Source organism: Piezobacter thermophilus, from assembly GCF_055386745.1.
Genome location: NZ_AP042380.1, coordinates 1,412,993 through 1,438,748, shown reverse-complemented (window position 1 = coordinate 1,438,748; position 25,756 = coordinate 1,412,993). Strand labels below are relative to the sequence as shown.

Sequence of the window (25,756 nt, the reverse complement as noted above, 5' to 3'; positions counted from 1 at the left end):
GCAACGGCCAGTGACGCGATGCTTGCCCCTCCCCCTTCCCGGCCCCGCCATCGCCGAGCTTCACGGAAGCGGCGAAACCCCGATGATCGCCGGATGCAGCCATATCAGCAGGCCATAGAGCAGCGCCGCCCTGGCGATCTGCCACGGTGTTGCGCGGAACTGCAGGAAACCGCGCAGCGACAGGCGGGCGGTGTTGCGGGAAAGCGCCGCCCAGGTCTCCTCGCCCAGTTCGCGCCGGTAGCGGCGATCGACCGCGGCCATCCCGAACGCGGAAAAGGCGGCGAAAAGGCCGAACAGGATCACATGGGCCAGATCGCCATTGGCCAGCAGATGCGCCAGCGCCCACAGCAGCATCGCCAGCAGCAGCGGGTGCCGGGTAAAGGCCAGAACGCCCGGCCGGTCGGGGTCGAACCGCCCCTTGCCCATGCCGCCGAAGGACAGCGGGTTGACGCCCCCCGCCCCCATCACGGCCAGCAGGCACACGAAGGGCATCACCAGGATCGGAACCCAGCGCAGCCAGTCGGCGGGCGGGATCACCTCGACATAAGGCGCGCGCGCCGCGGCAACGATCAGCCACCACAGCAGGCCCAGCGACAGCAGGCTGTAGGCGATGAAATAGCCGCGCAATCCCAGCCGCGCCACCAGCCACGGCCGCACCGGCGGGCGCACCGGGATGGCGTGGCTGAGCAGGAACAGGATCAGCGCGGCGGCGAATTCGGCCCACCCGGTCATGGCCTGCCCCCATCCGGCACCGGTCGCAGCCGGGGCAGCAGTTCGGCCAGCGCGCCCAGCACGATCAGCACCGCGCCCGCGGCCTGAACTCCGCTGAACGGTTCGTCCAGAAACAGCACGCCCGAAACCACCCCCATGAGGATTTCGGCGGTGAGCAGAAAGCTCAGCAATGCCGGCGGCAGGCGGCGCGCGCTCCACAGGGTCAGGGCAAGGATCGGCAGGACATAGACGATCCCGGTAGCCATGCCCTGGGCCACCGGCCCGGGAGGGGGCAGCGAGACCCCCTCGGCCAGTGCGAACAGCACCCCGACCAGCGTGGCCCCGAAGGCGGTTCCCACGATCAGCGAAGCGCCCGGATTTGCCGGCGCCGAGAAGATCAGCGCCGCCCCGGCCGCCCAGCACATTCCCGACACCAGCGCCAGCACATCGCCCGAGCCGATCGCCACCGCCGAGATGCCGCCCCCCATGACCAGCGCCGCCCCCGACAGCGCCGCCACGATCGCCACCGTCGAGGGCCATCGCCAGGGCAGGTCGAGAAAACGCCACTCGATGAACTTGCTCCAGGCCGGGGCAAGGTAGAACAGCAGCACCACCCGCACCACGTCGCCGTGAACCAGCGCCAGGGAATAAGACCCCACCGCCGCGCCGGCCAGCGCCGTACCCAGCAGCGCCCGGCGATCCAGCCGCAGGGCCTCGCGCCGTGCGGCCACCCATGTCAGCGCACCGACCAGCGCGCCGCCATTCATGGCAATCCCGCCCATGGCGCCGTCAAGACCCCGCGCTTCGAGCCAGCGCACCGGCACCCACCACAGGCCCCAGATCGCCGCCGCCAGCGTGGCAAGGAAAACCGGCTTCAGCGCAATCCCGTTCATGCGTGAACCCCGCGCACTGTCATGACGCGGCCGGGCGGTTGGAAGCGCCGCGGCCGGGGGCTCTGCCCCCGGACCCCCGGAGTATTTTGGGCAAGAGGAAGGGGGGAAATGTCGTAGGACAGTCCGGGAGAGCCACATGCCGGGTTGCAAGATTTGGGGTGTTTCGCATCGTCGTTCACAATCCCAGCGCGCGCCGCCTCTCGGCGGCGAAGCCCTGCACCAGCCGGTCCGAGATGAAAGCGAGAATCGCCATCGCCGCCCCGGCCGAGAGTCCCAATCCCACATCCGCCCGGCCCAGCGCAAGATAGATCGACTGGCCCAGCCCGGTGGTTCCGATCAGCGCCGCGATCACCAGCATGGCGAAGGCGTAGAGGATCGTCTGGTTCAGCCCCAGAAGAATGGTCGGCGCGGCCCAGGGCGCGCGCAGATCGCGCAGGATCTGCCAGTTCGTCGCCCCCGAGGCGACCGCCGCCTCCAGCAGCTCGGGCGGGGTCGAGATCAGCCCGTGCCGGGTATAGCGGATCATCGGCACCACCGCATAGGCGCAGATCGCCAGGAAGGCCGAGAACTCGCCGATCTGGAAGAACATCAGCACCGGGATCAGGAACACGAAGAGCGGAATCGTCTGCAACATGTCGCAGACCGGCCGGACGAGGCGCCACACCGTCGGGCTGAGCGCCGCCCACAGGCCGACCAGCCCCCCCACCACGGCGCAGGCGAGGACCGCCGCGCCGCTCAGATAGAGCGACAGCAGCGCCCGCTCCCACAGCCCCGACAACAGGATGGTCGAGAGCAGCCCCACCGACAATGCCGCCAGCCGCCACCCCCCTGCCATCCATCCAAGCGCGGCCGCGCCCACCAGCACGAAGGGCCAGGGCAGGTCGGCAATGCCGGTCTCCAGAACCCCGGCGCCGATCAGCAGCATCAGCCCCGCCATCACCCGATCGCGCCAGATCAGAACAAGGCACAGCAGCGCGGCCGCGGCAAACAGCACCCCACTCATCGTCGGGGTCCAGGCAAAGCCCCAGGTAAAGGGCAGAACCGCCTGATCCAGCCCGATCCGCAGTGGCAGCAGCACGAAGAACATCGCGCCGTTCTTGATTCCGGCCAGCCAGTCGCCATTGGCGGCGGTGAATTCGCCAAGGCCGCGATCCACCGCATCGGCCAGCGGTGCGAGAAGATCGAAGGCGGTCGCCTCGGGCAGGCGGGCGCCGAATACCACCGCCAGTCCCACCGCCAGCCCCAGCAGGCCCCAGGCGATCCGAGGATCGTGCCGGCGCCGTTCGGTGGCCAGCGCGCCGCTCATGCGGTCGATGACGACGGCAAAGACCACGATCACCAGACCGGCCAGCAGACTCTGCCCGAACTGCGCCTTGCGCATGGTCAGCAGCACCTCCCAGCCGATGTCGTCGAAACCGCCGATGACGGCGGCGATGATGACCATGGACAGCGCCGCCATCAGGGACTGGTTCACGCCGACCATGATCTGTGCAGAGGCCGAGGGGATCTCGACCTCGAACAGCTGCCGCAGGCGACCCGCGCCGGACATGACGGCGGCCTCCCTGATCTCGCTCTCGACCCGTTCCAGCCCCAGGATCACGTTGCGCGCCATGGGCGGGGCCGCATAGATGGCGCTGGCGATGAGACCCACCACCGGACCGAATCCGAACAGGATCAGAAGCGGCGTGAGATAGGCGAAGGTCGGCACCGTCTGCATCACGTCCAGCACCGCCTGGATCGGGGGTTTGAGGCGCGGGAACTCATTGGCCAGAATGCCGATCGCCCCGCCCGCGATCAGCGCCAGCGGCACCGACACCGCCACCAGCGCCAGCGTGTTCATGCTCTGGCTCCAGTAGCCCGAGGCCAGCACGAAGGACAGCCCGACAAACCCCAGCGCCGCCATGGACAGCCCGCCCAGATACCAGCCGATGGCGGTGACGGCGCCGATCACCACCGGCCAGGGGGTTGCCTCCAGAGCAAGATCGGCCCAGCCCATGGGATAGCGCAGCAGATCGGAAAACAGCCTTGCCGCGGGCTTGAGCCAGCCCAGCAGCCAGCCCGCCCCCTCGCCGACCCATTGCGTGGCCGGCAGGGTCCATTCGGCGGGCCACGTCACCACCCACGGAAAGGCGGGCTCCAGCGCAAGGCTCAGCGCCCCCGCCAGCAACACGATCAGCGCCGCCCGCACACCGGGTGTCAGGACGCGCGGCGCGCGCGTCTGATCGGGCGCCTGCCCGGACGTGGCGGTCATGGCTCCTCCACCTGCAGCGCGGCAGCCAGATCGGCCGGGTTCACCGAGCCGATCACCCGGCCCTGCCCGTCATGCACCGGCACCGGCTGATAGAGCGCCATGCAGCGGGCAAGGGCCGCATCCAGCGTCATGTCCGCGCGCAGCCCCGGATCGTCCGGCCCCGGCGCCAGCTGCGCAACGGGCTGCATGACAGAGGCCACCCGCGCATGCCGCCCCTTGGCCACATCGCGGGAAAAGGCGCGCACGTAGTCGTCGGCCGGGCGCAGCACGATATCGGCGGGCGCGCCGATCTGGACGATGCGCCCGTCGCGCATGATGGCAATGCGATCGGCCAGTTTCAGCGCCTCGGCAATGTCGTGGGTGATGAAGATGATGGATTTCTTCAGGCTGCCCTGGATGCGCAGGAATTCGTCCTGCAACTGCCGGCGGATGAGCGGGTCGAGCGCCGAGAACGGCTCGTCCAGAAACCAGATGTCGGGATTGACCGCCAGCGACCGGGCAATGCCCACGCGCTGGCGCTGGCCGCCCGAAAGCTCGCGCGGGAAGGCGCCCTCGCGGCCCTCCAGCCCGACCAGAGAGATCACCTCCTGCGCACGCGCGCGCCGGCGGGCGCGGTCCAGCCCCTGCACCTTCAGCGGGTAGGCCACGTTCTCGGCCACGGTCATGTGCGGAAACAGGCCGAAATGCTGGAACACCATCCCCATCTTTTCGCGCCGCAGCTGCGTCAGCCGCTGCTTCGAGGCGCAGGCAATGTCCTCGCCGTCAAGCGCGATCTCGCCCGAGGTGGCCTCGATCAGCCGCGCGATGCAGCGCAGGATGGTGGACTTGCCGGACCCGGACAGGCCCATGACGACGAAAAGCTCGCCCCGGCCGACCTCGAAGCTCGCATCCCGCACCGCCGGGATCAGGCCCGATTGCTGCAATGATCGGGCGGCCGAATCGACGTCGCCCCCGGACCGCTCCAGCGCCCTGTCGAGCGCCTTGCGCGCATTCGGGCCGAACACCTGCCAGACATTCCGGCAGGCGATCGCCGGCACCCCCACCCCGGTCACGTCGCGCGGCCTATTTCGTCGCCGCGTCCACCACGGGGCGCCACTTGGATTCGTTCTCGGCCATCCATTTGGCGACCACCTCTTCGAGCGAACCGCCGTCCACGTCGATGGCCCCCATGAGCGGCTGCTGATCCTCAACCGACAGCGTGTAGTTGGACAGGATCTCGTAAGCTGCGGGCCACTTGTCCTTCATCCCCGCCCAGGCGCCCTTGAAGATGCGCGAGGCGGCAAAGTCGCAGTCGTTGACCTCGTTCGGGTTCGGACCCCAGGCGGGATCGGTGAAACAGGCGTCCTCGGCCTTGGGCAGATCGACGAATTTCACGTCATAGGCCGACATCGCCCAGTGCGGCTGCCAGAAGGTGATGAGCAGCGGCGAGCCGCGCTCGGTCGAGGCGCGCAACTCGGCGATCAGCGCCCCTTCCGAGCCCGCCGGCACCGCCTTGAACGGCAGGCCCAGCCCCTTCATCCGGTCCGCCCCCGGCGTGCCCCAGTCGGCCGGGTAGTCCACCAGACGGCCCTGAGGGATGGTCTCGGCGGTGGCGAAGACCTGCGCGCAGTTCTTCAGCGCCTGCCAGTCCGGCAGGCCGGGGCACAGATCGGCCACATGCGCCGGATAGGCGATGCCCTCGCGCGCATCCAGCCCCAGATCGCCCAGCTCGACGATGGTGCCCTCGGCCACCTTCTTGGCGTAGTCGTCGCTCACATTCGACGACCACAGCTCAAGCGCGGCGTCGATCTCGCCATCGGCGATGGCCTGAAACATGTTCATGTAGCCGGCGGTCACATATTCGACCTTGTAGCCCGCCGCCCTGAGCATCTCGCCCGCGATGCGCGTGGTCACGTGCTGGCCGGTCCATTCGTTGACGGCCAGCTTGATCGGCTCGTCAACCGCGCCCAGTTCTGCCGCACCGGCCGCCCCGGCAAAGGCGGCAAAGGCAATTCCGAATCCCAGTGCTTTCATCTTCCAGCTCCCGATGAGTTTTTATTGACTGACGAGTCAATAATACGTCCTGCCCGGTTGGGCAACAATTTTGCGCAAACCGCCCACAGCACGACATGATCCACCCTGACCACGCCCCGGCCCTCACCCCGGCCCCACCCCGGTCCGGCCGGTCAGGGCAGAAAGCTGCGCCCCGGCCCCCGCGCCGGCACGCCCAGATGCCGCGCGATGGAGGCGGCCACGTCGGCAAAACCCACATGGCCTGCCGAACCTGATCCGGCCCCGGCCACCAGCACCGGCACCCGTTCGCGGGTGTGATCGGTGCCGGTCCATGTCGGATCATTGCCGTGATCGGCAGTGATGACCAGCAGATCCCCCTCGCGCAGCCGCGGCAGGATCCGGCCGATTTCCCGATCGAACCATTCCAGCGCCCGGGCATATCCGGCAACGTCGCGCCGATGCCCGAAATTGCTGTCGAACTCGACGAAATTGGCGAAGGTGAGGCTGCCCGCCTCGGCGCCGGCCACGCAATCGGCCAGGTGCCGCATCAGCTCGGCATCGGTTCCCTTCACGCTGGTGTCGATCCCCCGCATGGAAAAGATGTCGCCGATCTTGCCGATGGCATGAACCCGCCCCCCGGCCTGCTGCACCCAGTCGGTCAGCACCGGCGCCGGCGGCGCAATGGCGAAATCCCGCCGGTGCGGGGTGCGCACAAAGCCATGCGCGGCATCGCCGATGAAGGGCCGTGCGATCACCCGCCCCACCCGGCGTTCATGCAGCATGGGCGCAATGTCGGCGCACAGCTTCAGCAGCCGCTCAAGCCCGAAGCTTTCCTCGTGCGCAGCAATCTGGAACACGCTGTCGGCCGAGGTATAGCAGATCGGCCAGCCGGTGCGCATGTGCTCTTCACCCAGCCGCTCGATGATCGCGGTGCCCGGCGCGTGGCAGTTGCCGAGGATCCCATCTATGCCCGCCGCGCGCTTGACCGCCTGCACGATCTCGTCGGGAAAGGCGGGCACGGTGTCGGGGAAATAGGTCCACGCCCACGGCACCGGCAGCCCGGCAAGCTCCCAATGCCCAGACGGGGTGTCCTTGCCGCGCGAGACCTCGGTCGCCGCCGCCCACAGCCCCGTCGGCTCGGCCTCCAGTCCCGGAGTCGCGGCGCCGCTGGCCAGCCGGACCGCCGCACCCAGCCCCAGCGCGTCCAGATGCGGCAGCGCGAGGGGACCGCTGCGGCCCTCGTCGGCGCGCCCTTCGGCGCAGGCCTGGGCGATATGGGCCACGGTGTTGGCACCGGTGTCGGGCACATCGCCGTTGAAATAGCGGTCCGCATCGGGCGCGCCGCCGATGCCCACCGAATCCATCACCACCAGAAAGGCGCGCGTCATGGCCCCGGCCTTTCATGTATCAACGCCGGCACCGGTGCGGGATCGGGCGAAATCGTGATCGCCGCCTGCACCGCCGCCACGGCCGCCTGCGAGGCGTCCTCGCGCGCGGCATGAACCATCGCCAGCGGCTGGCCGGCCTCGACCTTCTGCCCCAGCCGCACCACCTGCGCCAGACCCACCGAAGGGTCGATCCGGTCGCATTCCACCTGCCGCCCGCCGCCCAGCGCCACCACCGCCAGCCCCAGCGCCTCGCCGTCCATCGCCGTCACATACCCGCCCTCGCGCGCGGGCACCTCGCGGATCACCACCGCCTCGGGCAGAAAGCGCGCCCAGTCCTCGACGAAGCGCACCGGCCCGCCCTGCGCCGCCACCATGCGCCCGAAACGCTCGGCCGCGCGCCCGTCCCGAATGGCGGCGCGCAGCACCTCGGCCCCGGCATCGGCATCCGCCGCCAGCCCCGCCGCCGCCAGCACCACCCCGCCCAGCGCGACCGACAGATCCAGCAGCGCCCCGCCGGTCTGCCCGGTCAGCACCTTCATCGCCTCGGCCACCTCCAGCGCGTTGCCCAGCGCCGGCGCCAGCGGCTGGTTCATGTCGGAAATCACCGCCTCGGTCCGGCAACCGGCGGCATTGGCGGCATCAGTCAGCGCGCTGGCCAGGGCGCGGGCCTCCTCCATCGTCTTCATGAATGCGCCCGAACCCACCTTCACGTCCAGCACCAGCGCCTCGAGCCCGGCCGCCAGCTTCTTGGACAGGATGGAGGCGGTGATCAGGTCGAGGCTTTCCACCGTCGCGGTCACGTCGCGGATGGCGTACAGCCGCCGGTCCGCCGGGGCCAGGCCGGGGCTGGCCGCAACGATGGCGCAGCCGGTGCGCGCCACCACCTCGCGCAGCCGCTCGGGCGACAGGGCGGTGCGCAGGCCGGGGATCGATTCAAGCTTGTCCAGCGTGCCCCCGGTATGGCCCAGCCCCCGCCCCGAGATCATCGGCACGAAGCCCCCGCATTCGGCCAGCGCCGGCGCCAGCACCAGCGACACGCAATCGCCCAGCCCCCCGGTGGAGTGCTTGTCGATCACCGGCGCATCCGGATCCCAGCGAAGAACCTCTCCCGAATCGCGCATCGCCAGCGTCAGCGCGGTGCGCCCCGCCCCATCCAGCCCACCCATGCAGACGGCCATGGCGAAGGCGCCGGCCTGGGCGTCGCTGATGCTGCCGTCGGCCAGGCCGCGCGCGAACCAGCTCAACTCATCCGGAGACGGGTTTTCGCGGCGGCGAAGCCGGGCGAGGATGCTGCGCGCGTCCATGGCCTCAGACCTCGAAATGATCGGCGCCGAAAGCACCGGGCAGAAGCTCGCCCATGGTCGCCACCCGCTCTTCGCCCCGGGTGGTGGCCATTGTCACCCGCATGTCCGAGCGGGCAAATTCGGCAATCCGCTGCCGGCAGCCGCCGCAGGGCGACACCGGAACCGGCGAATCGGCCACCACGTAGATTTCGGCAATTTCGCGTTCCCCCGCCGCCACCATCGCCGCGATGGCACCGGCCTCGGCACAGGTGCCCTCGGGGTAGGAGACGTTCTCGACATTGCAGCCGGCATAGACCTTGCCAGAAGCGGTGCGCAGCGCCGCCCCTACCTTGAACCCCGAATACGGGGCATGGGCGTTGCGCCGCACGGCAACGGCGGCCCGTTTCAGATCGCTCATGACTGCACCTCGGTTGCGAATTCCCCCGTCGGGCATTCCCCCGGCTCAGTCACGTCGAGCGCCGCCAGGGCGCCCGGCGACCCGGGCAGGCCGGCGGCCGGGATATCGTCGCGCAGCTCCTGCCTGGGCAGACGGATTTCGGCAATGGTCTGTGGCATGGATTCCGTTCTCCTGACCCGCGAGAGTGGCCGCAGCGGCGCCGATTTGCAAGGCAGGGAAAGCCGCCCCCCGCATCGGCCCGCGAAATCGGCGGTTCCCCCTGTTCGGAATATAGTTTAATGCTAAACTACATTCCCAGGAAAGATCCGACCATGTCCGAGAAAGAAACCCTGCGCCAGGCAGCCCTGTTCTATCACGAGCATCCCAAGCCCGGAAAGCTGGAGATCCGCGCCACCAAGCCGCTGGCCAACGGCCGCGACCTCTCCCGCGCCTACAGCCCCGGCGTGGCAGAGGCCTGCAACGAGATATACACCAATCCGGCCGACGCGGTGCGCTATACCGCCAAAGGCAACCTCGTCGCGGTGGTGACCAACGGCACCGCCGTGCTGGGGCTGGGCGATATCGGCGCGCTGGCCTCCAAGCCGGTGATGGAGGGCAAGGCGGTCCTGTTCAAGAAATTCGCCAATATCGACTGCTTCGACATCGAGCTGGACGAATCCGATCCCGAGCGGCTGGCCGAAATCGTCTGCGCGCTCGAGCCCACCTTCGGCGCCATCAACCTCGAGGACATCAAGGCCCCCGACTGTTTCATCGTCGAAAGGATCTGCCGCGAGCGGATGAACATCCCCGTCTTTCACGACGACCAGCATGGCACCGCCATCGTGGTGGGCGCCGCCGCCAGGAATGCGCTGCACGTGGCTGGCAAGTCGTTCGACGCGATCAAGGTCGTCTCCACGGGGGGCGGCGCGGCCGGGATCGCCTGTCTCAACATGCTGCTGAAGCTGGGGGTGCGGCGGGAAAACATCTGGCTGTGCGACATTCACGGGCTGGTTCACGAGGGCCGCGAGGTGGACATGAACCCGCACAAGGCGGCCTTTGCCCAGAAGACCGCGCTGCGCAGCCTCGATCAGGTGATCGAAGGGGCGGACCTGTTCCTGGGCCTGTCGGGGCCGAACGTGCTGACCCCGGAAATGGTGGCGAAGATGGCCCGCCGGCCGATCATCTTCGCGCTGGCCAACCCCACCCCCGAGATCCTGCCCGAGGCGGCGCGCGAGGTCGCCCCGGACGCGATCATCGCCACCGGGCGCAGCGACTATCCCAACCAGGTCAACAACGTGCTGTGCTTTCCCTTCATCTTCCGCGGGGCGCTGGATGTGGGCGCCACCGAGATCAACGATGCCATGGCGCTGGCCTGCATCGAGGGCATCGCGGAACTGGCCCGCGCCACCACCAGCGCCGAGGCCGCCGCCGCCTATCGGGGCGAGCCGATGACCTTCGGCCCCGACTACCTTATCCCGAAGCCCTTCGACCCGCGGCTGGTCGCAGTGGTGTCCTCGGCGGTGGCGCGGGCGGCGATGGAAAGTGGCGTGGCCACGCGGCCAATTGCGGATCTTGACGAATACCGCGCCCGGCTGAACCAGGGGGTTTTCCGCTCGGCCCTGCTGATGCGCCCGGTGTTCGAGGCCGCCCGGGCGGCCTCGCGCCGGATCATCTTCGCCGAGGGCGAGAACGAGCAGGTTCTGCGCGCCACCCAGGCGATCCTGGAAGAGACCACCGAGACCCCGATCCTGATCGGCCGCCCCGAGGTGATCGAGCGCCGCTGCGAGCGCTACGGCCTGCAGATCCGGCCGGGGCGGGATTTCGAGCTGGTGAACCCGGAAAACGACCCGCGCTATTACGACTACTGGACCAGCTACCACGAGATCATGCAGCGCCGCGGTGTCACCCCCGACATCGCCAAGGCGGTCCTGCGCACCAACACTACCGCCATCGGCGCCGTGGCCGTGCATCGCGGCGAGGCCGACAGCCTGATCTGCGGCACCTTCGGCGAATATCGCTGGCATCTGAAATATGTCACCCAGGTTCTGGGCACCGACCGGCTGCGCCCGCACGGGGCGCTGTCGCTGATGATCCTCGAAGATGGTCCGCTGTTCATCGCCGACACCCATGTGCATGAAGAGCCCACCCCCGAGCAGCTGGCGGAAATCGCCATTGGCGCGGCCCGCCATGTACGCCGTTTCGGGATCGAGCCGGCAATTGCCATGTGCTCGCAGTCGCAGTTCGGCAATCACGAGGGCGGCACGGGCAAAAGGATGCGCGAGGCCCTGGCCATTCTGGACAGTGCGCCGCGCGATTTCGTCTACGAGGGCGAGATGCAGATCGACGTGGCGCTGGACCCGGCGCTGCGGGCGCGGATCTTTCCCAACAGCCGGATGGAGGGGCCAGCCAATGTGCTGATCTTTGCCCATGCGGATGCGGCCAGCGGGGTGCGCAACATCCTGAAGATGCGCGCCGGCGGGCTGGCGGTGGGCCCGATCCTGATGGGGATGGGGAACCGGGTTCATATCGTCACCCCCTCGATCACCGCGCGGGGGCTTTTGAACATGGCCGCCATCGCCGGCACCCCGGTGGCGCAATACGGATAAGGCGGCTGACCGTGCGGAGGGGGCTCTGCCCCCTCTGGCGTGCGGGCACGCCATTCACCCCCGGAGTATTTGAGGCAAGAGGAAGGGGGTGCCGGCGGCGGAGTTTGCAAAGTCGCGGCGATTTTGATGGCGGGGTTCTGTCGGGGCGGGGTTTGCAAAGATTTGCAATCTCCAGAATGGGCGGCATGCAAAATTTTCGCGATAATCTGACGCGACGTCCGTCAACGGGGTTGCCCGGACCGCATGGCTTCTCCTAACACCGTGCCAACGTAGCTGGAGGAGCATGCCGTGGCATACAAGGACGTCTATGAAGCCTGGAAATCGGATCCGGAAGGGTTCTGGATGGAGGCGGCACGGGCCATCGACTGGGTCGAACCCCCGTCGAAGGCGCTGTTCGACGAGAACGCCCCGATCTACGAGTGGTTCGCCGACGCCAGGGTCAACACCTGCTGGAACGCGGTGGACCGCCACGTGGAGGCCGGGCGCGGCCCCCAATACGCGATCATCTACGACAGCCCGATCACCGGGCGGGTGCACAAGATCACCTATTCGGAACTGCGCAACCGCGTCGCCACGCTGGCCGGCGCATTGCGTGCCAAGGGTGTGGAGAAGGGCGATCGCGTGATCATCTACATGCCGATGGTGCCGGAGGCGCTGGAGGCGATGCTGGCCTGCGCACGCCTGGGCGCGATCCACTCGGTCGTCTTCGGCGGCTTCGCCTCGAACGAGCTTGCGGTGCGGATCGACGATGCCAGGCCGAAGGCGATTCTCGCGGCCTCCTGCGGGATCGAGCCGGGGCGCATCGTCCATTACAAGCCGCTTCTCGACGAAGCCATCGAGATGGCCGAGCACAAACCCGAATTCTGTGTCATCCTGCAGCGCGAGGAAGAAGTCGCCAAAATGGTCGAGGGCCGCGATTTCGGCTGGCACAGCTTCCAGTACGGGGTGACGCCGGCCGAATGCGTCCCCGTGGAGGGCAACCACCCCGCCTACATCCTCTATACCTCGGGCACGACCGGTCAGCCCAAGGGTGTCGTCAGGCAGACCGCAGGCCAGCTGGTGGCGCTCAACTGGACCATGAAGAACATCTACAATGTCGATCCGGGCGAGGTGTTCTGGGCGGCCTCCGATGTCGGCTGGGTGGTGGGGCATTCCTATATCTGCTACGGGCCGCTGATTCACGGCAACACCACCATCGTCTTCGAAGGCAAGCCCGTCGGCACCCCTGATGCCGGCACCTTCTGGCGGGTGATCTCCGAGCACAAGGTGCGCAGCTTCTTCACCGCGCCCACCGCCTTCCGCGCCATCAAGCGCGAGGACCCCAGGGGCGAGCTGCTGAAGGAATACGACCTGTCCTGCCTGCGGGCGCTGTTTCTGGCCGGCGAGCGCGCCGACCCCGACACCATCACCTGGGCGCAGGAGCATCTGGGCGTGCCGGTGATCGACCATTGGTGGCAGACCGAAACCGGCTGGGCGATCGCCGCCAACCCGCTGGGGATCGAGGAGCTGCCGGTGAAGCTGGGAAGCCCCTCGGTGCCGATGCCGGGTTACGACGTGCGCATCCTCGACGAGGGCGGGCACGAGCTGCCCGCGGGCGAGCTGGGCGCCATCGCGGTGAAACTGCCGCTGCCGCCGGGCACGCTTCCCACCCTGTGGAACGCCGAAGAGCGCTATCGCAAGGCGTATCTGGAGCATTTCCCCGGCTATTACGAGACGGGCGACGCAGGCTACAGGGACGAGGACGGCTATCTCTACATCATGGCGCGCACCGATGACGTCATCAACGTGGCCGGCCACCGGCTGTCCACCGGCGCCATGGAGGAGGTTCTGGCCAGCCACCCCGACGTGGCCGAATGCGCGGTGATCGGGGTGTCGGACGACCTCAAGGGCCAGTTGCCGGTGGGTTTTCTGTGCCTCAACGCCGGCACCAACCGCCCCCATGACGAGATCGTGGCCGAGGTGGTGAAGCTGGTGCGCGAGAAGATCGGCCCCGTCGCCGCCTTCAAGCAGGCGGTGGTGGTCGATCGCCTGCCCAAGACGCGCTCGGGCAAGATCCTGCGCGGGACCATGGTCAGGATCGCCGACGGGCAGGGGTTCAAGATGCCCGCCACCATCGACGACCCGGCGATTCTGGACGAGATCCGCGAGGCGCTGAAAACGCTTGGCTACCCCAAGGGATAGGCCGCCCGGCACTTCCCGGCAGGGCCCCGCCCACGGGCTGGGCCCTGTCCTTTCCGCCCGGCGCTGCCTGCCCCCGAATCGGCGGTTGACAGCACCGCGCCCGCCCGCTTCCCTGCGGGCAAGGGGGAAGGCACATGACCACATCCAGACTTCCGGGCTTTCACAACCTCACCCGCGCCGAGCGGCTGGCGCGGGTAGCCGAGGTGACCGGGCTTGACGCAGAGAGCCTCGCGCATCTGGAGGCCGCCGCCGCCCATGACGGAGATCTTGCCAACCACCTGGCCGAGAACGTGATCTCGGTCATGGCGGTGCCGCTGGGCATCGCCACCAACCTGATCGTGGACGGGCGCGAGGTGCTGGTGCCGATGGCGACCGAGGAAAGCTCGGTCATCGCCGCGGTCTGCAATGGCGCGCTGGCCTGCCGCGAAACCGGCGGGGTGACGACCGATGCCGACCCGCCGCGGATGATCGCACAGGTGCAGGTGACGGGGCTGGGCGACCTCGAAGCGGCCCGCGCGGCGGTGCTGTCGGCTGAGGACGAGATCGCGGCGCGCTGCAACGCCTGCGACCCGATCCTGACCGGACTCGGCGGCGGCTTCCGCGAGGTCGAGGTGCGGGCCGTGCCGCCCTTCCTCGTCGTCCACCTGATCGTGGATGTGCGCGACGCCATGGGCGCCAACACCGTCAACACCATGGCTGAACGCATCGCCCCCTTCATCGAGACCCTGACCGGAGGGCAGGTCGGGCTGCGGATCCTGTCCAACCTGGCCGACCGGCGCCGCGTGCGGGCCGAGGCCACCTGGCCGGCCGCGACGATCGGCGCCGACACCGTGGACGGGATCATCGCGGCCTGGGCCTTCGCCGCCGCCGACCCGTACCGGGCGGCCACCCACAACAAGGGGGTCATGAACGGCATCGACGCGGTCGGACTGGCCACCGGCAACGACACCCGCGCGCTCGAGGCCGGCGCACATGCCTTCGCCGCGCGGAACGGCTACGGGCCCCTGACCCGCTATGAAAAGACCGCACGGGGGGACCTTCTGGGGCGTATCGAACTGCCTCTGGCGGTGGGCATCGTCGGCGGTGCCACCCGCGCCCACCCCACGGCACAGGCAGCGCTCAAGATCATGGAAGCGGAAACCGCCGACCGGCTGGCGCGGGTGATGGCGGCGGTCGGGCTGGTGCAGAACTTCTCGGCCCTGCGTGCACTGGCCACCGAGGGCATCCAGCGCGGCCACATGGGCCTTCACGCCCGCAACGTGGCGATCGCCGCCGGCGCCTCTGGCGACGAGATCGACCGCGTGGCGCGGGCGATGATCGAACGGGGCGAAATCCGCGAAGACGTGGCCCGCAACTTGCTGGCCGAAGAGCGCGCCCGCACCCGCTGACCTCCTGCCGCCAGCCGCCCCTTTCTCTTGCTCCAAATACTCCGGGGGAGTCCGTCCGCCACGCGGGCGGACGGGGGCAGAGCCCCCCTGGCGCCCCCGCCTGCGGCTTTCCCTTGCACTTGCCCGAAAGGCGCTTACGCTGCTCCGCGGGAGAGAATAACCATGCCGAATACAGACCTGTGGCGCCTGGGCGCCGCCGAGATCGCCACCCGGACGCTTGCCGGAGACATTACCGTCGAGGCCGTCACCCGCGCCGCCATCGACCGCATGAACGCGACCAATCCCCGGCTCAACGCCGTGGTCGAAAACCTCGCCGACGAGGCCCTGGAACGCGCCCGCGACCTTGACCGCGCCCGCGCCGAAGGCCGACGCACGGGGCCGCTTTTCGGCGTGCCGGTGACGATCAAGGTCAATGTGGACCAGAAGGGCCACGCCACCACCAACGGCGTGCCCGCGTTGAAGGACCTGATCGCCCCCGCCAACGCTCCGGTGGTGGACAATCTGCTGAAGGCCGGCGCGGTGGTGATCGGACGCACCAACACGCCCGAATTCTCCTTCCGCGCCGATACCGACAACCCGCTTTACGGCCGCACCCGCAACCCCTGGGGCGACCACATCTCCTGCGGCGGCTCCTCGGGCGGGGCGGCGGTCTCGGTGATGGCCGGCATGGTGCCGCTGGGGCACGGCAACGATATTGGCGGCTCGCTGCGCTTTCCCGCCGCCGCCACCGGCGCGGTGGCGATCAAGCCCGGACTTGGCCGGGTGCCCGCCTGGAACCCGAGCCAGAGCGCCGAACGGGGGATGCTGGCCCAGTCGATGTCGGTGCAGGGGCTGATCGCGCGCACCGCGGCCGACCTGGGATTTGCGATGCCGCATCTCGCCGCCCCCGACCCGCGCGACCCCTTCCACGTCCCCCTGCCCTGGCGCGGCGCCCGGCCCGAGATCCCGATTCGCGTTGCCTTCACCAAGGAAACCTGGGAATTCGACCTGCACCCCGAGGTCTCCCGCGCCCTCGACATGGCCCGCGACGCGCTGGTGGATGCCGGATACAAGGTAGAGGAAATGCCCCCCCCCGTGCTGCGCGAGGCGGCACTGGACGGCTATCGCGCGCTGATGGGCGAGATGCAGGCGCTCATGGGCGAGGATCTGCGCAAATACGGCTCGCCCACGCTGAACGCGATCTTCGACGAATATTACGCGCAGTTCCCTCCCTTTCAGGGGGCCGAGCTGTTGCAGGTGATGGCCCAGCGCAGCCATTACGCGCGCGAATGGTCGCTGTTTCTGGAACGCTTCCCGCTGGTGCTGACCCCGTTCCTGCCGCAACCCTTCTTCCGCCCCGACCGCGATACCGAAGGCGCCGACGGCGTGCGCGAGGCGCTGGGATCGGCGCTGTGGTCCTATTCGATGAACTTCATGGGCCTGCCTGCCGCCTGCGTGCCGGTGCGCCTGGCCGAACTTGCCGACGGGCCGGTGCCGATCAACGTGCAGATCGTCGCCCGGCGCTGGCGCGAGGACCTGGCCATCGATGCCGCAGGCGCGATCGAGGCACGGCTGGGGCGGATGTGCGACATGCTCTGGGACCGGATGGGGTGAAGAGGGCGGGCACGCTTCCGGTCGTGCCCGCCTGCCCGCCCGTGGGCGAGCCGCGCGCCGGCCCTGCGGGGTGGGACTGACCGGCGCCCATGTGCCTCGGCCGCAAATCAGCGGCCCCGGAAGAGGCGTGGGTGCCGCCCGGCCACCGGCCCATGCGACCGGCAGCCGGACGGGCTGGGGGGTCAGTCGTCCTCGAAGTAGCCCTTTTCCGCGCCGCGGTGGCAGACATTGCAGTTGGCCCAGGACCCGGCCTTCTTCAGCCAGCGCGGCGACACCTCGCGGCTGTGTTCGCGCCTGAACCACGGCAGTTCGGAAATTCGCATGGGCGTGTCAGCGGCATCCAGCCGCCGCAGCACCCCCGATCGCCGCCCGCCGGCATCGGCGGCATTGGCCACCAGCCAGGCCTCGATCTCGGCGCGGCTGGCTTCGTCCAGCGACGCGTCCTCGCCGAAATGATCCTCGAGCGTGGCCATGATCTTCTGCCACGACCGGGCCGGCAGGAACCCGGCCGGATAGGCCATGTGGCAGGCGCTGCACTCGGCCTGGGTCAATGCGTTCGTCACCGGCCGGATCAGGCGTCCGTCATCGGCAAACGCGGGCATCGCCACGAGGATGAGCGAGGCAAGAAGAATGCTGCGTTTCATGTGTAATCCTTTCCGTTGTCTCATCTGTCCGTCACAGGCTGCTCAGCCAGGCGATGATGTCCGCCTTTTCCTGCGCGCTGCATTCGCGCCCAAGGACCGACTTGCAGTTGCGGCGGAACCATTTCTCGACGAATTTCGTGTCCGTGAACCGGTTGGGGTTCACCGACGGGGCCATGGGGTCGATCGGCTTTCCGGTCCGGGCCTGACCGCCCTTGCGGGGATCGTTCGTGTGACAGGTCGAGCAGGAGGGTGTATCCGGCTTGCCCCCCGTATGCTTGCCCAGGAACAGGGCCTTGCCGTTCTCGGGCACCGGGGCTGAACCGGACTGCGCGCTGTAGGCCTCGATCAGCGCCCTGGGCGAGGTGTCCCCGGCCATGGCCGGAGACGCCATCGCCAGCAGGACGGACAGGATCAGGGCTTTTTTCATTGTGTGTTCTCCTTTGGAATGGAAATTGCGAAGGGGCTGAACCAGCCGCTTTCAGCGTCACGGTGGCAGGCCGCACAGTTCGACCGCGAATAGACCGCGCGCCGCTTGAAAAGCGCCGGATCCACGTTCTCGTGCAGCTCCTGCCATTGCGGGGTGTCGGGCAGGGCCACGACCGGCACGGGCGGCAGATCGCGCCACAGGCTGGCCGGGAAATTGTCCACCGTTTCGGCCGAATGAGCGGTCAGCCAGGCGGTGATCTCGGCGCCCGTCTCGTCGGGCAGGCTGGCATCCTCGCCGAAATGGTCGCCGAGCCGGGCCATCAGCGCCTGCCAGGACGGGGCCGATCTCAGCGCCGGGTGATAGGCCATGTGACAGGCGGCGCATTCATCGGCGTAAACGGGGGGGAAATCGGCCGCCGCCACCGGCGGGTCCTGCAGCGGCCGGCCTGAAAAGGCGACCACCGCCGCACCGCCCGAGGCCAGCAGGGCCAAGACCACTGCCGCCGCCACGATCGGCCTGGCCGGCCGTTGCGGGGCGACCACGTCGCCCGAGCGGGCCTCCTTGCAGCCGGTGACCATGGCCCGAGCCAGGTTTTCGCCACTGCGGCGGCTTTCATGAATCACGCCGCCAAGATGCAGCGCAATCAGGCCGAGGATGACCGCGGCCAGGACTTCATGGGTCTCGGACCACAACCCGGTCTGCGTGGCCGGCAGGAACGTGGCCAGCGGTCCGGTCTTCAGCCCGCCGCCGAGCCAGGCAAGGCCGGTGACGCCCAGCAGCAGAACGATCAGCAGCAGCGCCACCACCATCAGCGCGCCCAGCGGGTTGTGACCGATATGGCGACGATGGGGCGCCCCGGCGAGCTGTTCGCGCAGATGCGCGCGCAGCGCGCCCGGGCGCGGCAGGAACTGCGCGAACCGGGCATAGGTCGGACCGGCAAACCCCCAGACGATCCGCGCCACCACGAGGATCACCGCGAGCGTGCCCGCACTCAGGTGCAGCCGGATCCACGATGCATCCAGAAGAAAGCCGCTCACCAGCGAAACCGTGACCGACGCGGCCAGCGACCAGTGGAACAGGCGCAGGGAAACGTCCCAGACCTGGTGCCGGGCGGCGCGCGCATCGGGGGCGAGGATCTGCGACTGATTCATCATCCGAACGGCCTTTGCTGAACTCGGGAGGAGTTTCGCAAAGGGGCGCTGATCGCTCCCTGATCCGCGCTGTCAGCGAATTGTCAGGTTGCCGCCCGTGGCAGGACGACCCGGATCCGGCAGCCGCCCAGAGCCCCCCGGCCAAGCTCCAGCCCGCCGCCCAGGGCCTCGGCCACCTCGCGGGCGATGGCCAGGCCCAGCCCGGTTCCGGGGCCGCTTTCATCGGCACGCACCCCCCGCGAACCGAGGCGGCCGATCAGGTCGTCGGGCATTCCGGGGCCGTCATCCTCGACCGACAGAACCACGCGCCCGTCCTGCTCGGCGGCGCTCAGGCTGACCCGCTTCCGGGCGTAGCGGGCGGCATTTTCCACCAGCGCGCCGAGGATCTCCAGCACGTCCTCGGCCTCGGCCGCGACAAGGGTTCCGGCCGGGATGTCCAGCTGCCACAGCAGTTCGTCGCCCCTCTCTCCCCCGGCCGCGCGCCGCACCACCGCGACCACCCGCCCGGCAACCTCGGCCAGGTCGCATTGCGCCGAAGCCGCGCGGGCGGCCACGCGCACCCGCGCAAGTTCCCGATCCACGTGCCGGCGCATGGTGTCGGTGATCTGCTCGATCGCATCGGCTGCCGCTTCCTGCCCGGCCGCGCGCAGCCGACCGGCCTCGCCCAGAAGCGCCTGAAGCGGGGTCTTGAGCCCATGCGCCAGATCCCCGGCGCGCCGGCGGGCCTGCTCGATGTCGCGTTCGCGTTGGGCCAGCAATGCATCGACCTCTTGCGCAAGGGGCTGGATTTCGGAAGGGAATTCCGAGCCCAGGCGCGAGATCTCGCCCGAGCGCACCCTGGCCACCTTGCGCCCGACCGTGTCGAGCGGGCGCAGACCCACGACCACCTGGATCCCCGCCGCCGCGATCAGGAACACCGCCAGCAGCCCGGTATAGGGCAGCAGGTCCTCGCGGAATTCCTCGACCGCCTTTTCCAGCCGCCGGGTATCGGTGGCCACCGCCGCAACCAGGGGCACACGGCCCAGCCGGGCGGGCAGGATCACCCGGCGCTGCACCGCCAGCAGCCGCGTGCCCCCCGGCCCCGGCAGGGTGCGGACATGGACGGTGCCGTCGGACAGCTCCTCTGCGGCCAGGGGCATGACGAAATCCCACAGCGACCGCGAGCGCAACTGCCGGCCCTCGGCCTCGACCTGCCAGTAAAGCCCGCCCAGGGGCCGGACGAAGCGGGCATCGCGCGGCCCGTCACGCACCACCAGCCGGCCGTCGGCGTCGCGCTCGATCCCGGCCAGAAGCTGGTCGAGCTGCACGGTCAGCTCATGCACCGCCTGGCGCTCCACATGCGAGGCAAACAGCCGGGTCAGACCGAAAAAGGCCAGCGCCAGCGCCGCCATCACCGAAATCGTGCTGGCTGCGACGAGCCGCAGCCGCAGCGAGCGCCCCTTCACCCGCCGCCCCTCCCGGACTCGAGGAAATAGCCAAAGCCTCGGCGGGTGCCGATCACCCCCTTGCCCAGCTTGCGCCGCAGCCGCGCCACCACCGCCTCGAGCGCGTTGGCTTCGCGCGCGTCGTCGTCGCCGTAGAGGTGCTCCAGCAATTCGCCCGGCGGCACGGTCCGGTCGCGGTTGAGCAGCAGATAGGCCAGCAGGCGATATTCGAGCGCCGTCACCGGCACCGGAACGCCGCGCAGCGCCACCGTCATCCGGTTGGTGTCCACGGTCAGATCGCCCACGCGCTGCACCGGAGCCCCCATCCCGCCCGAACGACGCACCAGCGCCCGCGCCCGGGCGACCAGTTCCTCCATGCGGAAGGGCTTGGGCAGGTAGTCGTCGGCGCCGGCCTCGATGCCCTCGACGCGCTCGTGCCAGGCGCCGCGGGCGGTCAGTACCAGCACCGGCATCTCACGGCCATTTGCACGCCAGCGCTTGAGCACGCTCAGCCCGTCCATGCCCGGAAGGCCCAGATCGAGAACCACCAGAACGTAATCCTCGGTATCGCCGAGAAACCACGCCTCTTCGCCGTCTTCGCAGGTGTCCACGCTGAAACCCGAAGATTCAAGCGCCGCCTTCACATCCGCCAGGATATCGGGGTCGTCCTCGACCGCCAGAACCCGCATCAGTCTTCCATCCCTTCCTCGCTGCGATCTCCTTCGATTTCGATCACCTCGCCGGTGGCCGCGTCAACCTTTACCTCGATCATCTGCCCCGATCCGGTGATCAGTTCGAATTCATAGACCGGCCCGTGGCGGTCGCTTTCGAATTCGGCCTCCAGCAGGCTGGCGTCGAACCGTTCGAGGATGCCGGGCAGGATCTCGGCCAGCGGCAGCGCCTGTTGCGCTTCGACCGCCGCGCGCGCGCGCAGGTTGTCGTCCGAGGCCCGAACCGGCACCGGCTGGGCAGAGGCAAGCAGAAGAATCGGAAGGATGCGCAGCTTCATCGGGACAGTATGGACCTGGCGGCCTGACAATCCACTGACATCGGCGCATCTTCGCACATGTCAGCCGCCGGCCCGGTTCGGATCCTCGGAGACCGGCGTGCCCCATTTGCCGATCAGCCGGGCCACGATCTGGTCGCGCGCCTGGCGGTAGGCGTTCAGCTTGTCCTCGCGCGTCTCGCCAAGGCCGGTGGGATCGAGGATCTGCCAGTATTCCACCTCCAGATGGAAATAGCGGGTCAGCTCCTGGGCCCGGCGCAGGCTGGCCGGGGACAGCGCCACCACCAGATCGAAAGAGGACAGATCATCGCCCCATTGTTCCATGTCGTCGAAAGAGCGCGATCTGTGCCGGGACAGCTCGACCCCGATTTCCTTGCACACGGCAATGGCAAAGCCGTCGATCTCCATCTCGCTGCGCACGCCCACCGACTGCACATAGGTGCCGCGGCCGTAGAACTTCTTCATGATCCCCTCGGCCATGGGAGAGCGGCACGCGTTGTGATCGCAGCAGAACAGGACCGACTGGGGGAGCGGCGCGACCACCTCAGCCCCCGAAATGCAGGACGCAGATCAGGGTGAAGAGGCGCCGGGCGGTGTCGTCGTCGATCTCGGCCTTGCCCTCCAGCCGCTCCTTCAGCACCCGGCTGCCTTCGTTGTGGATGCCGCGCCGGGCCATGTCGATGGTCTCGATCTGGCTGGGAGGCAGGGTCTTGACGGCATTGAAATAGCTTTCGCAGATCTGGAAGTAATCCTTCACCACCTGCCGGAACGGCCCCAGCGAAAGGTGGAACTCGGCCGCCTTGTGGCCCGATTCGGTCTCGATGTCGAAGACCAGCCGCTTGTTGCGGATCGACAGGTGCAGCCGGTAGGGGCCTTCGGGCACGACCCGGCCCTCGCGCGCGGGCAGGTCGAAGCTGTTTTCCTCCAGCAGGTCGAAGATGGCGACCTTGCGCTCCTGCTCGATCTCGGGGGTGGGGGTCGGCAGGCCGGTGTCGTCCAGCGAGATGTCGATGATCCGTGACATGTCCCCGCGCCCCCTACCCCTCCATCCGGTCCAGCCGCGCCCGCACCGACAGGCCATGGGCCTGCAGGCTTTCCGAACGCGCCAGCGTCTCGGCCGCCTCTCCGATGGCGGCCAGCGCCTGCGGAGTCATCCGCGCCAGCGTGGTGCGCTTGAGAAAATCCATCACGCTCAGCCCCGAGGAAAACCGCGCCGAGCGCGCCGTAGGCAGCACGTGATTCGGCCCGCCCACATAGTCGCCGATGGCCTCGGGCGTCCAGGGGCCGAGGAAGATCGCCCCCGCATGGCGGCATTTCCCCGCCAGGGCCTCGGGGTCGGAGACGCACAGCTCCAGATGCTCGGGGGCGATGCGGTCGGACAGCGCGGCCGCCTCGTCAAGATCGCGCACCACGATCACCGCGCCGAAATCGCGCCAGCTGGCCCCGGCGATGGCGCGCCGCTCGAGATCCTGCAGGCGCCGCTCCACCGCCGCCGCCACGGCGCGGGCAAACCCCTCATCCGGGGTGATGAAGAGGGATTGCGCGCTTTCGTCATGCTCGGCCTGGCTGAGCAGGTCGAGCGCGATCCAGTCGGGATCGTTGTCCGCATCGGCAATCACCAGGATTTCCGACGGCCCGGCGATCATGTCGATCCCGACCTTGCCGAAGACCCGCCGCTTGGCCGCGGCGACATAGGCATTGCCGGGGCCGGTGATCTTGTCCACCGGGGCGATGGTTTCGGTGCCCCAGGCCAGCGCCGCAATCGCCTGCGCCCCGCCGATGCGGTAGATCTCGTCCACCCCGGCGATGCGCGCGGCCAGCAGCACCAGCGGGTTCACCTCGCCCCCCGGCGTCGGCACCGCCACCACCAGCCGCCCGACGCCGGCGACCTTGGCGGGGATGGCGTTCATCAGCACCGAGGACGGGTACGAGGCCAGCCCCCCAGGCACATAGAGCCCCGCCGCCGCCACCGGCGTCCAGCGCCAGCCCAGCATGGCGCCGGTCTCATCGGTCCAGCTGTCATCGGCGGGCATCTGGCGCCGGTGATAGGCGCGGATGCGCCGGGCGGCCAGTTCGAGTGCGGCGCGTTCGGCTTCAGGCACGCGCGCGATTGCGGCATCGACCTCCTCGCGCGAAATCGCCAGCCGTTCGGGCGTAAGCTGCAGCCGGTCGAACCGCGCGGTCAGTTCGATGAGCGCCGCATCCCCGCGCGCACGCACATCGGCGATGATTTCGGCCACCACCGCATCCACATCGGGGCTGTCCTCGCGCTTGGCCGCCAGCAGGTCGGCGAAGGCGGCCTCGAAACCGGGATCGAGGCTGTTCAGAAAGGCGGGCATCTCTCTCTCCTGAGCATTTTCAGCGCCACATACAGACCCTGCCCGGCGCAAACAAGGCAACCGGCGGCGCCCACGTCACAGCGGATGCGAGGGAGCCTTGCCCGAAGGCGCGCGATAGGGGCGCGTGACGTCCTTGAGCGTGACCTCCAGCGCCTCCACCTCCAGCCGGATCGCCCCGTCGCCGGCCAGCGTCAGCAGCACCTGCCCGGCGCCGTCTTCGCCCGGCTCAAAGGTGACATCCAGCAGCGACAACACCACCTCGCGGTCGCGCGGGTCCACCCCCTGGCTGGAGACGCGCAGCACGTTGTCCACCACCAGCAACGCCTGCACCCGCTCGAAATCGCGACCGCGCCGGCGGGCGGCGTCGGCATCCTCCCAGCGGAAACGGTTGAGCAGGATCGCGAATCGGCGCTTGCGCGGCAGCCACGACATTTCCGAGGCCGGAAACACCGCGTCCTGCACCAGCGCGGCGAGAACCTTCAGGTCCTCCTCGTCCAGCGCCCCCAGATAGAGCGGCGCCTCGCGCCCCTCCTCGAATGTCGCGTCACCCGTCATTGGCCCCTGATCCGTTCTATCTTCGCACCAACGTTCTGCAGCTTGCGCACCACATGCTCATATCCGCGGTCGAGATGATAGACCCGGTTGACGACGGTTTCGCCCTCGGCCGCCAGCCCGGCAAGGATCAGCGAGACGCTGGCCCGCAGGTCGGTGGCCATCACCGGCGCCCCGCGCAGCCGCTCGACCCCGGTCACCGTCGCCGTGCCGCCATGCACATCGATCTTCGCCCCCATCCGCATCAGCTCGGGGGCATGCATGAAGCGGTTTTCGAAGATCCGCTCCTCCAGCCGGCTGACCCCGTCGGCGGTGCACAAAAGCGCCATCATCTGCGCCTGCAGATCGGTGGGAAAGCCGGGAAAGGGCGCGGTCACCACATCCACCGCCCGCACCCGCCCCTCCCCGCGCGTCACCTTCAGCCCGGCCTCGGTCTCGGTCACCTCGATCCCCGCCTCGCCCAGCTTCTCGACGAAGGCCGCCACCAGATCCAGCCGCCCGCCCACAAGCTCCACCTCGCCGCCGCAGATCGCCGGAGCCAGCATGTAGGTGCCCAGCTCGATCCGGTCGGCCACCACCGGATGGGTGGCCCCGTGCAGGCTGTCCACCCCCTCGATGGTGATGGTCGAACTTCCCGCCCCCTCGATGCGGGCACCCATGGTGTTCAAGCAAGCGGCCAGATCGACGATCTCGGGCTCGCGCGCAGCGTTCTTCAGGACCGTGGTCCCGCGCGCCAGGGTCGCCGCCATCAGGGCATTCTCGGTCGCCCCCACCGAGACGAAGGGAAACGCCACCTCCCCGCCGCGCAACCCGCCGGGCGCGCGGGCATGAACATAGCCATCACGCAGCTCCATCTCGGCGCCCAGCGCCTCCAGCGCCCGCAGATGCAGATCCACCGGCCGCGCCCCGATCGCACAGCCCCCAGGCAGCGACACCACCGCCCGCCCGTGCCGGGCCAGCAGCGGCCCCAGAACCAGGATCGACGCACGCATCTTGCGCACAATATCGTAATGCGCGGTCAGGTTGGTCAGGTCATGGCTCGACATGGCCAGAACCCGCCCGCCCTGAAGACTCTGCACCTCGGCGCCCAGCGATTCCAGCAGCGCCGTCATGGTGCGGATATCCGACAACCGCGGGGCATTGGTCAGCGTCAGCGGCTCGTCGCTCAGCAGCGTGGCCGGCATCAGGGTCAGACAGGCATTCTTGGCCCCCGCAATCGGAATCTGCCCGCTCAACGGGCCGTTCCCCGTCACCACAATGGAATCCATCAGCCCCGATCTCCGTTCCTGCTCTTGCCGGTTTCCGCTTCCCGACCCGATTTCGCATCTTCCGCGCCCGAGGCCGCCCGTGCCCGCGCCTGCGCCTTGCGCCGCGCCAGGTTGGCCTTCAGCGCGGCCTTGAGCCGTTCCTCCCGCGCGGAGGCCGACGCTCCGCTGCTGCCGGATCTGCGTTTCACTGCCATGCCCCCTCTCTACACGCGCGGCAATTCGTGGTCCAGCAGCCAGCACTGCGCACCCGCTTCCTTCCTCT

At 68.9% G+C, this 25,756-nt stretch carries 25 protein-coding genes; 4 read left to right on the top strand and 21 right to left on the bottom strand.

Annotation, left to right across the window (positions count from 1 at the left end; genetic code table 11):
• Positions 1-60: 60 nt before the first annotated feature.
• The 9 genes from ACZ5CM_RS06960 to ACZ5CM_RS06920 all read right to left on the bottom strand — a co-directional run bounded on the left by ACZ5CM_RS06960 (position 61) and on the right by ACZ5CM_RS06920 (position 9,094).
• Positions 61-732, bottom strand: a complete 672-nt coding sequence (locus tag ACZ5CM_RS06960) for an NnrU family protein (RefSeq protein WP_464642103.1) — start codon at positions 730-732, stop codon at positions 61-63.
• Positions 729-1,604, bottom strand: a complete 876-nt coding sequence (locus ACZ5CM_RS06955; protein WP_464642102.1) for a DMT family transporter — start codon at positions 1,602-1,604, stop codon at positions 729-731. The genes ACZ5CM_RS06960 and ACZ5CM_RS06955 overlap by 4 nt, the downstream gene beginning before the upstream one ends.
• 175 nt (positions 1,605-1,779) lie before the next feature.
• The gene (locus ACZ5CM_RS06950; protein WP_464642100.1) at positions 1,780-3,855 is read right to left on the bottom strand and encodes an ABC transporter permease subunit; all 2,076 of its coding nucleotides are present in this window, start codon (positions 3,853-3,855) and stop codon (positions 1,780-1,782) included.
• Entirely contained in the window at positions 3,852-4,907 is a 1,056-nt protein-coding gene (locus ACZ5CM_RS06945; protein WP_464642098.1) for a quaternary amine ABC transporter ATP-binding protein, read from the bottom strand. Before ACZ5CM_RS06945 ends, ACZ5CM_RS06950 begins: the two co-directional genes overlap by 4 nt.
• A 10-nt stretch (positions 4,908-4,917) precedes the next feature.
• Positions 4,918-5,868: an ABC transporter substrate-binding protein gene (locus ACZ5CM_RS06940; protein ID WP_464642096.1), complete on the bottom strand. Its 951-nt coding sequence runs from the start codon at positions 5,866-5,868 to the stop codon at positions 4,918-4,920.
• Between the two features lie 152 nt (positions 5,869-6,020).
• Positions 6,021-7,235 (bottom strand): phosphopentomutase, encoded by a 1,215-nt coding sequence (locus ACZ5CM_RS06935; RefSeq protein WP_464642095.1) that lies wholly within the window; start codon positions 7,233-7,235, stop codon positions 6,021-6,023.
• Positions 7,232-8,539 (bottom strand): thymidine phosphorylase, encoded by a 1,308-nt coding sequence (locus ACZ5CM_RS06930; RefSeq protein WP_464642094.1) that lies wholly within the window; start codon positions 8,537-8,539, stop codon positions 7,232-7,234. Before ACZ5CM_RS06930 ends, ACZ5CM_RS06935 begins: the two co-directional genes overlap by 4 nt.
• A gap of 4 nt (positions 8,540-8,543) precedes the next feature.
• Positions 8,544-8,936: a cytidine deaminase gene (locus ACZ5CM_RS06925; RefSeq protein WP_464642093.1), complete on the bottom strand. Its 393-nt coding sequence runs from the start codon at positions 8,934-8,936 to the stop codon at positions 8,544-8,546.
• Positions 8,933-9,094 carry a hypothetical protein gene (locus tag ACZ5CM_RS06920; protein ID WP_464642091.1) on the bottom strand — a complete coding sequence of 54 codons (162 nt, stop codon included), beginning with the start codon at positions 9,092-9,094 and terminating at the stop codon, positions 8,933-8,935. The genes ACZ5CM_RS06925 and ACZ5CM_RS06920 overlap by 4 nt, the downstream gene beginning before the upstream one ends.
• A 153-nt stretch (positions 9,095-9,247) precedes the next feature.
• On the opposite strand from ACZ5CM_RS06920, the gene ACZ5CM_RS06915 reads away from it, so the two are divergent.
• The 4 genes from ACZ5CM_RS06915 (at position 9,248) to ACZ5CM_RS06900 (ending at position 16,683) form a co-directional block, all read left to right on the top strand.
• Positions 9,248-11,521 carry an NADP-dependent malic enzyme gene (locus ACZ5CM_RS06915; protein ID WP_464642090.1) on the top strand — a complete coding sequence of 758 codons (2,274 nt, stop codon included), beginning with the start codon at positions 9,248-9,250 and terminating at the stop codon, positions 11,519-11,521.
• 288 nt (positions 11,522-11,809) lie between these two features.
• Entirely contained in the window at positions 11,810-13,702 is a 1,893-nt protein-coding gene (gene prpE, locus ACZ5CM_RS06910; protein ID WP_464642089.1) for a propionate-CoA ligase PrpE, read from the top strand.
• A gap of 134 nt (positions 13,703-13,836) precedes the next feature.
• The gene (locus ACZ5CM_RS06905; protein WP_464642088.1) at positions 13,837-15,090 is read left to right on the top strand and encodes a hydroxymethylglutaryl-CoA reductase, degradative; all 1,254 of its coding nucleotides are present in this window, start codon (positions 13,837-13,839) and stop codon (positions 15,088-15,090) included.
• A 162-nt stretch (positions 15,091-15,252) separates the two neighbouring features.
• Positions 15,253-16,683: an amidase family protein gene (locus ACZ5CM_RS06900; RefSeq protein ID WP_464642087.1), complete on the top strand. Its 1,431-nt coding sequence runs from the start codon at positions 15,253-15,255 to the stop codon at positions 16,681-16,683.
• Between the two features lie 182 nt (positions 16,684-16,865).
• Here ACZ5CM_RS06900 and ACZ5CM_RS06895 read toward each other — a convergent pair whose 3' ends face one another.
• From ACZ5CM_RS06895 to ACZ5CM_RS06840, 12 genes are all read right to left on the bottom strand, one after another.
• The gene (locus tag ACZ5CM_RS06895) at positions 16,866-17,327 is read right to left on the bottom strand and encodes a diheme cytochrome c (protein ID WP_464642086.1); all 462 of its coding nucleotides are present in this window, start codon (positions 17,325-17,327) and stop codon (positions 16,866-16,868) included.
• Positions 17,328-17,358: 31 nt separating this feature from the next.
• Positions 17,359-17,754 (bottom strand): DUF1924 domain-containing protein, encoded by a 396-nt coding sequence (locus ACZ5CM_RS06890; protein WP_464642085.1) that lies wholly within the window; start codon positions 17,752-17,754, stop codon positions 17,359-17,361.
• Entirely contained in the window at positions 17,751-18,908 is a 1,158-nt protein-coding gene (locus ACZ5CM_RS06885; protein ID WP_464642084.1) for a cytochrome b/b6 domain-containing protein, read from the bottom strand. Before ACZ5CM_RS06885 ends, ACZ5CM_RS06890 begins: the two co-directional genes overlap by 4 nt.
• An 80-nt stretch (positions 18,909-18,988) precedes the next feature.
• Entirely contained in the window at positions 18,989-20,350 is a 1,362-nt protein-coding gene (locus ACZ5CM_RS06880) for a sensor histidine kinase (RefSeq protein ID WP_464642083.1), read from the bottom strand.
• Entirely contained in the window at positions 20,347-21,018 is a 672-nt protein-coding gene (locus tag ACZ5CM_RS06875) for a response regulator transcription factor (RefSeq protein WP_464642082.1), read from the bottom strand. Before ACZ5CM_RS06875 ends, ACZ5CM_RS06880 begins: the two co-directional genes overlap by 4 nt.
• A complete protein-coding gene (locus tag ACZ5CM_RS06870; RefSeq protein ID WP_464642081.1) occupies positions 21,018-21,338 on the bottom strand; it encodes a PepSY domain-containing protein in 321 nt (106 codons plus the stop codon). Before ACZ5CM_RS06870 ends, ACZ5CM_RS06875 begins: the two co-directional genes overlap by 1 nt.
• Positions 21,339-21,398: 60 nt before the next feature.
• Positions 21,399-21,878, bottom strand: coding sequence for an arsenate-mycothiol transferase ArsC (locus ACZ5CM_RS06865; RefSeq protein WP_464642080.1), 480 nt, complete (start codon positions 21,876-21,878; stop codon positions 21,399-21,401).
• 1 nt (position 21,879) lies between these two features.
• The gene (locus ACZ5CM_RS06860) at positions 21,880-22,359 is read right to left on the bottom strand and encodes a UPF0262 family protein (RefSeq protein ID WP_464642079.1); all 480 of its coding nucleotides are present in this window, start codon (positions 22,357-22,359) and stop codon (positions 21,880-21,882) included.
• Between the two features lie 13 nt (positions 22,360-22,372).
• Positions 22,373-23,674 (bottom strand): histidinol dehydrogenase, encoded by a 1,302-nt coding sequence (gene hisD / locus ACZ5CM_RS06855; protein WP_464642078.1) that lies wholly within the window; start codon positions 23,672-23,674, stop codon positions 22,373-22,375.
• A 75-nt stretch (positions 23,675-23,749) separates the two neighbouring features.
• Complete coding sequence (locus ACZ5CM_RS06850; RefSeq protein WP_464642077.1) at positions 23,750-24,229, bottom strand: DUF2948 family protein; 480 nt, start codon at positions 24,227-24,229, stop codon at positions 23,750-23,752.
• Positions 24,226-25,494 (bottom strand): UDP-N-acetylglucosamine 1-carboxyvinyltransferase, encoded by a 1,269-nt coding sequence (murA, locus tag ACZ5CM_RS06845; RefSeq protein ID WP_464642076.1) that lies wholly within the window; start codon positions 25,492-25,494, stop codon positions 24,226-24,228. Before murA ends, ACZ5CM_RS06850 begins: the two co-directional genes overlap by 4 nt.
• Positions 25,494-25,688 (bottom strand): hypothetical protein, encoded by a 195-nt coding sequence (locus ACZ5CM_RS06840; RefSeq protein ID WP_464642075.1) that lies wholly within the window; start codon positions 25,686-25,688, stop codon positions 25,494-25,496. Before ACZ5CM_RS06840 ends, murA begins: the two co-directional genes overlap by 1 nt.
• Positions 25,689-25,756: the final 68 nt, after the last annotated feature.

Bases quoted from the DNA above. Each gene is read 5' to 3' on its own strand.
- ACZ5CM_RS06960 (WP_464642103.1), bottom strand. From the start codon at position 732: ATGACCGGGTGGGCCGAATTCGCCGCCGCGCTGATCCTGTTCCTGCTC.
- ACZ5CM_RS06955 (WP_464642102.1), bottom strand. From the start codon at position 1,604: ATGAACGGGATTGCGCTGAAGCCGGTTTTCCTTGCCACGCTGGCGGCG.
- ACZ5CM_RS06950 (WP_464642100.1), bottom strand. From the start codon at position 3,855: ATGACCGCCACGTCCGGGCAGGCGCCCGATCAGACGCGCGCGCCGCGC.
- ACZ5CM_RS06940 (WP_464642096.1), bottom strand. From the start codon at position 5,868: ATGAAAGCACTGGGATTCGGAATTGCCTTTGCCGCCTTTGCCGGGGCG.
- ACZ5CM_RS06935 (WP_464642095.1), bottom strand. From the start codon at position 7,235: ATGACGCGCGCCTTTCTGGTGGTGATGGATTCGGTGGGCATCGGCGGC.
- ACZ5CM_RS06930 (WP_464642094.1), bottom strand. From the start codon at position 8,539: ATGGACGCGCGCAGCATCCTCGCCCGGCTTCGCCGCCGCGAAAACCCG.
- ACZ5CM_RS06925 (WP_464642093.1), bottom strand. From the start codon at position 8,936: ATGAGCGATCTGAAACGGGCCGCCGTTGCCGTGCGGCGCAACGCCCAT.
- ACZ5CM_RS06920 (WP_464642091.1), bottom strand. From the start codon at position 9,094: ATGCCACAGACCATTGCCGAAATCCGTCTGCCCAGGCAGGAGCTGCGC.
- ACZ5CM_RS06915 (WP_464642090.1), top strand. From the start codon at position 9,248: ATGTCCGAGAAAGAAACCCTGCGCCAGGCAGCCCTGTTCTATCACGAG.
- ACZ5CM_RS06905 (WP_464642088.1), top strand. From the start codon at position 13,837: ATGACCACATCCAGACTTCCGGGCTTTCACAACCTCACCCGCGCCGAG.
- ACZ5CM_RS06900 (WP_464642087.1), top strand. From the start codon at position 15,253: ATGCCGAATACAGACCTGTGGCGCCTGGGCGCCGCCGAGATCGCCACC.
- ACZ5CM_RS06895 (WP_464642086.1), bottom strand. From the start codon at position 17,327: ATGAAACGCAGCATTCTTCTTGCCTCGCTCATCCTCGTGGCGATGCCC.
- ACZ5CM_RS06890 (WP_464642085.1), bottom strand. From the start codon at position 17,754: ATGAAAAAAGCCCTGATCCTGTCCGTCCTGCTGGCGATGGCGTCTCCG.
- ACZ5CM_RS06885 (WP_464642084.1), bottom strand. From the start codon at position 18,908: ATGATGAATCAGTCGCAGATCCTCGCCCCCGATGCGCGCGCCGCCCGG.
- ACZ5CM_RS06875 (WP_464642082.1), bottom strand. From the start codon at position 21,018: ATGCGGGTTCTGGCGGTCGAGGACGACCCCGATATCCTGGCGGATGTG.
- ACZ5CM_RS06870 (WP_464642081.1), bottom strand. From the start codon at position 21,338: ATGAAGCTGCGCATCCTTCCGATTCTTCTGCTTGCCTCTGCCCAGCCG.
- ACZ5CM_RS06860 (WP_464642079.1), bottom strand. From the start codon at position 22,359: ATGTCACGGATCATCGACATCTCGCTGGACGACACCGGCCTGCCGACC.
- hisD (WP_464642078.1), bottom strand. From the start codon at position 23,674: ATGCCCGCCTTTCTGAACAGCCTCGATCCCGGTTTCGAGGCCGCCTTC.
- ACZ5CM_RS06850 (WP_464642077.1), bottom strand. From the start codon at position 24,229: ATGACGGGTGACGCGACATTCGAGGAGGGGCGCGAGGCGCCGCTCTAT.
- murA (WP_464642076.1), bottom strand. From the start codon at position 25,494: ATGGATTCCATTGTGGTGACGGGGAACGGCCCGTTGAGCGGGCAGATT.
- ACZ5CM_RS06840 (WP_464642075.1), bottom strand. From the start codon at position 25,688: ATGGCAGTGAAACGCAGATCCGGCAGCAGCGGAGCGTCGGCCTCCGCG.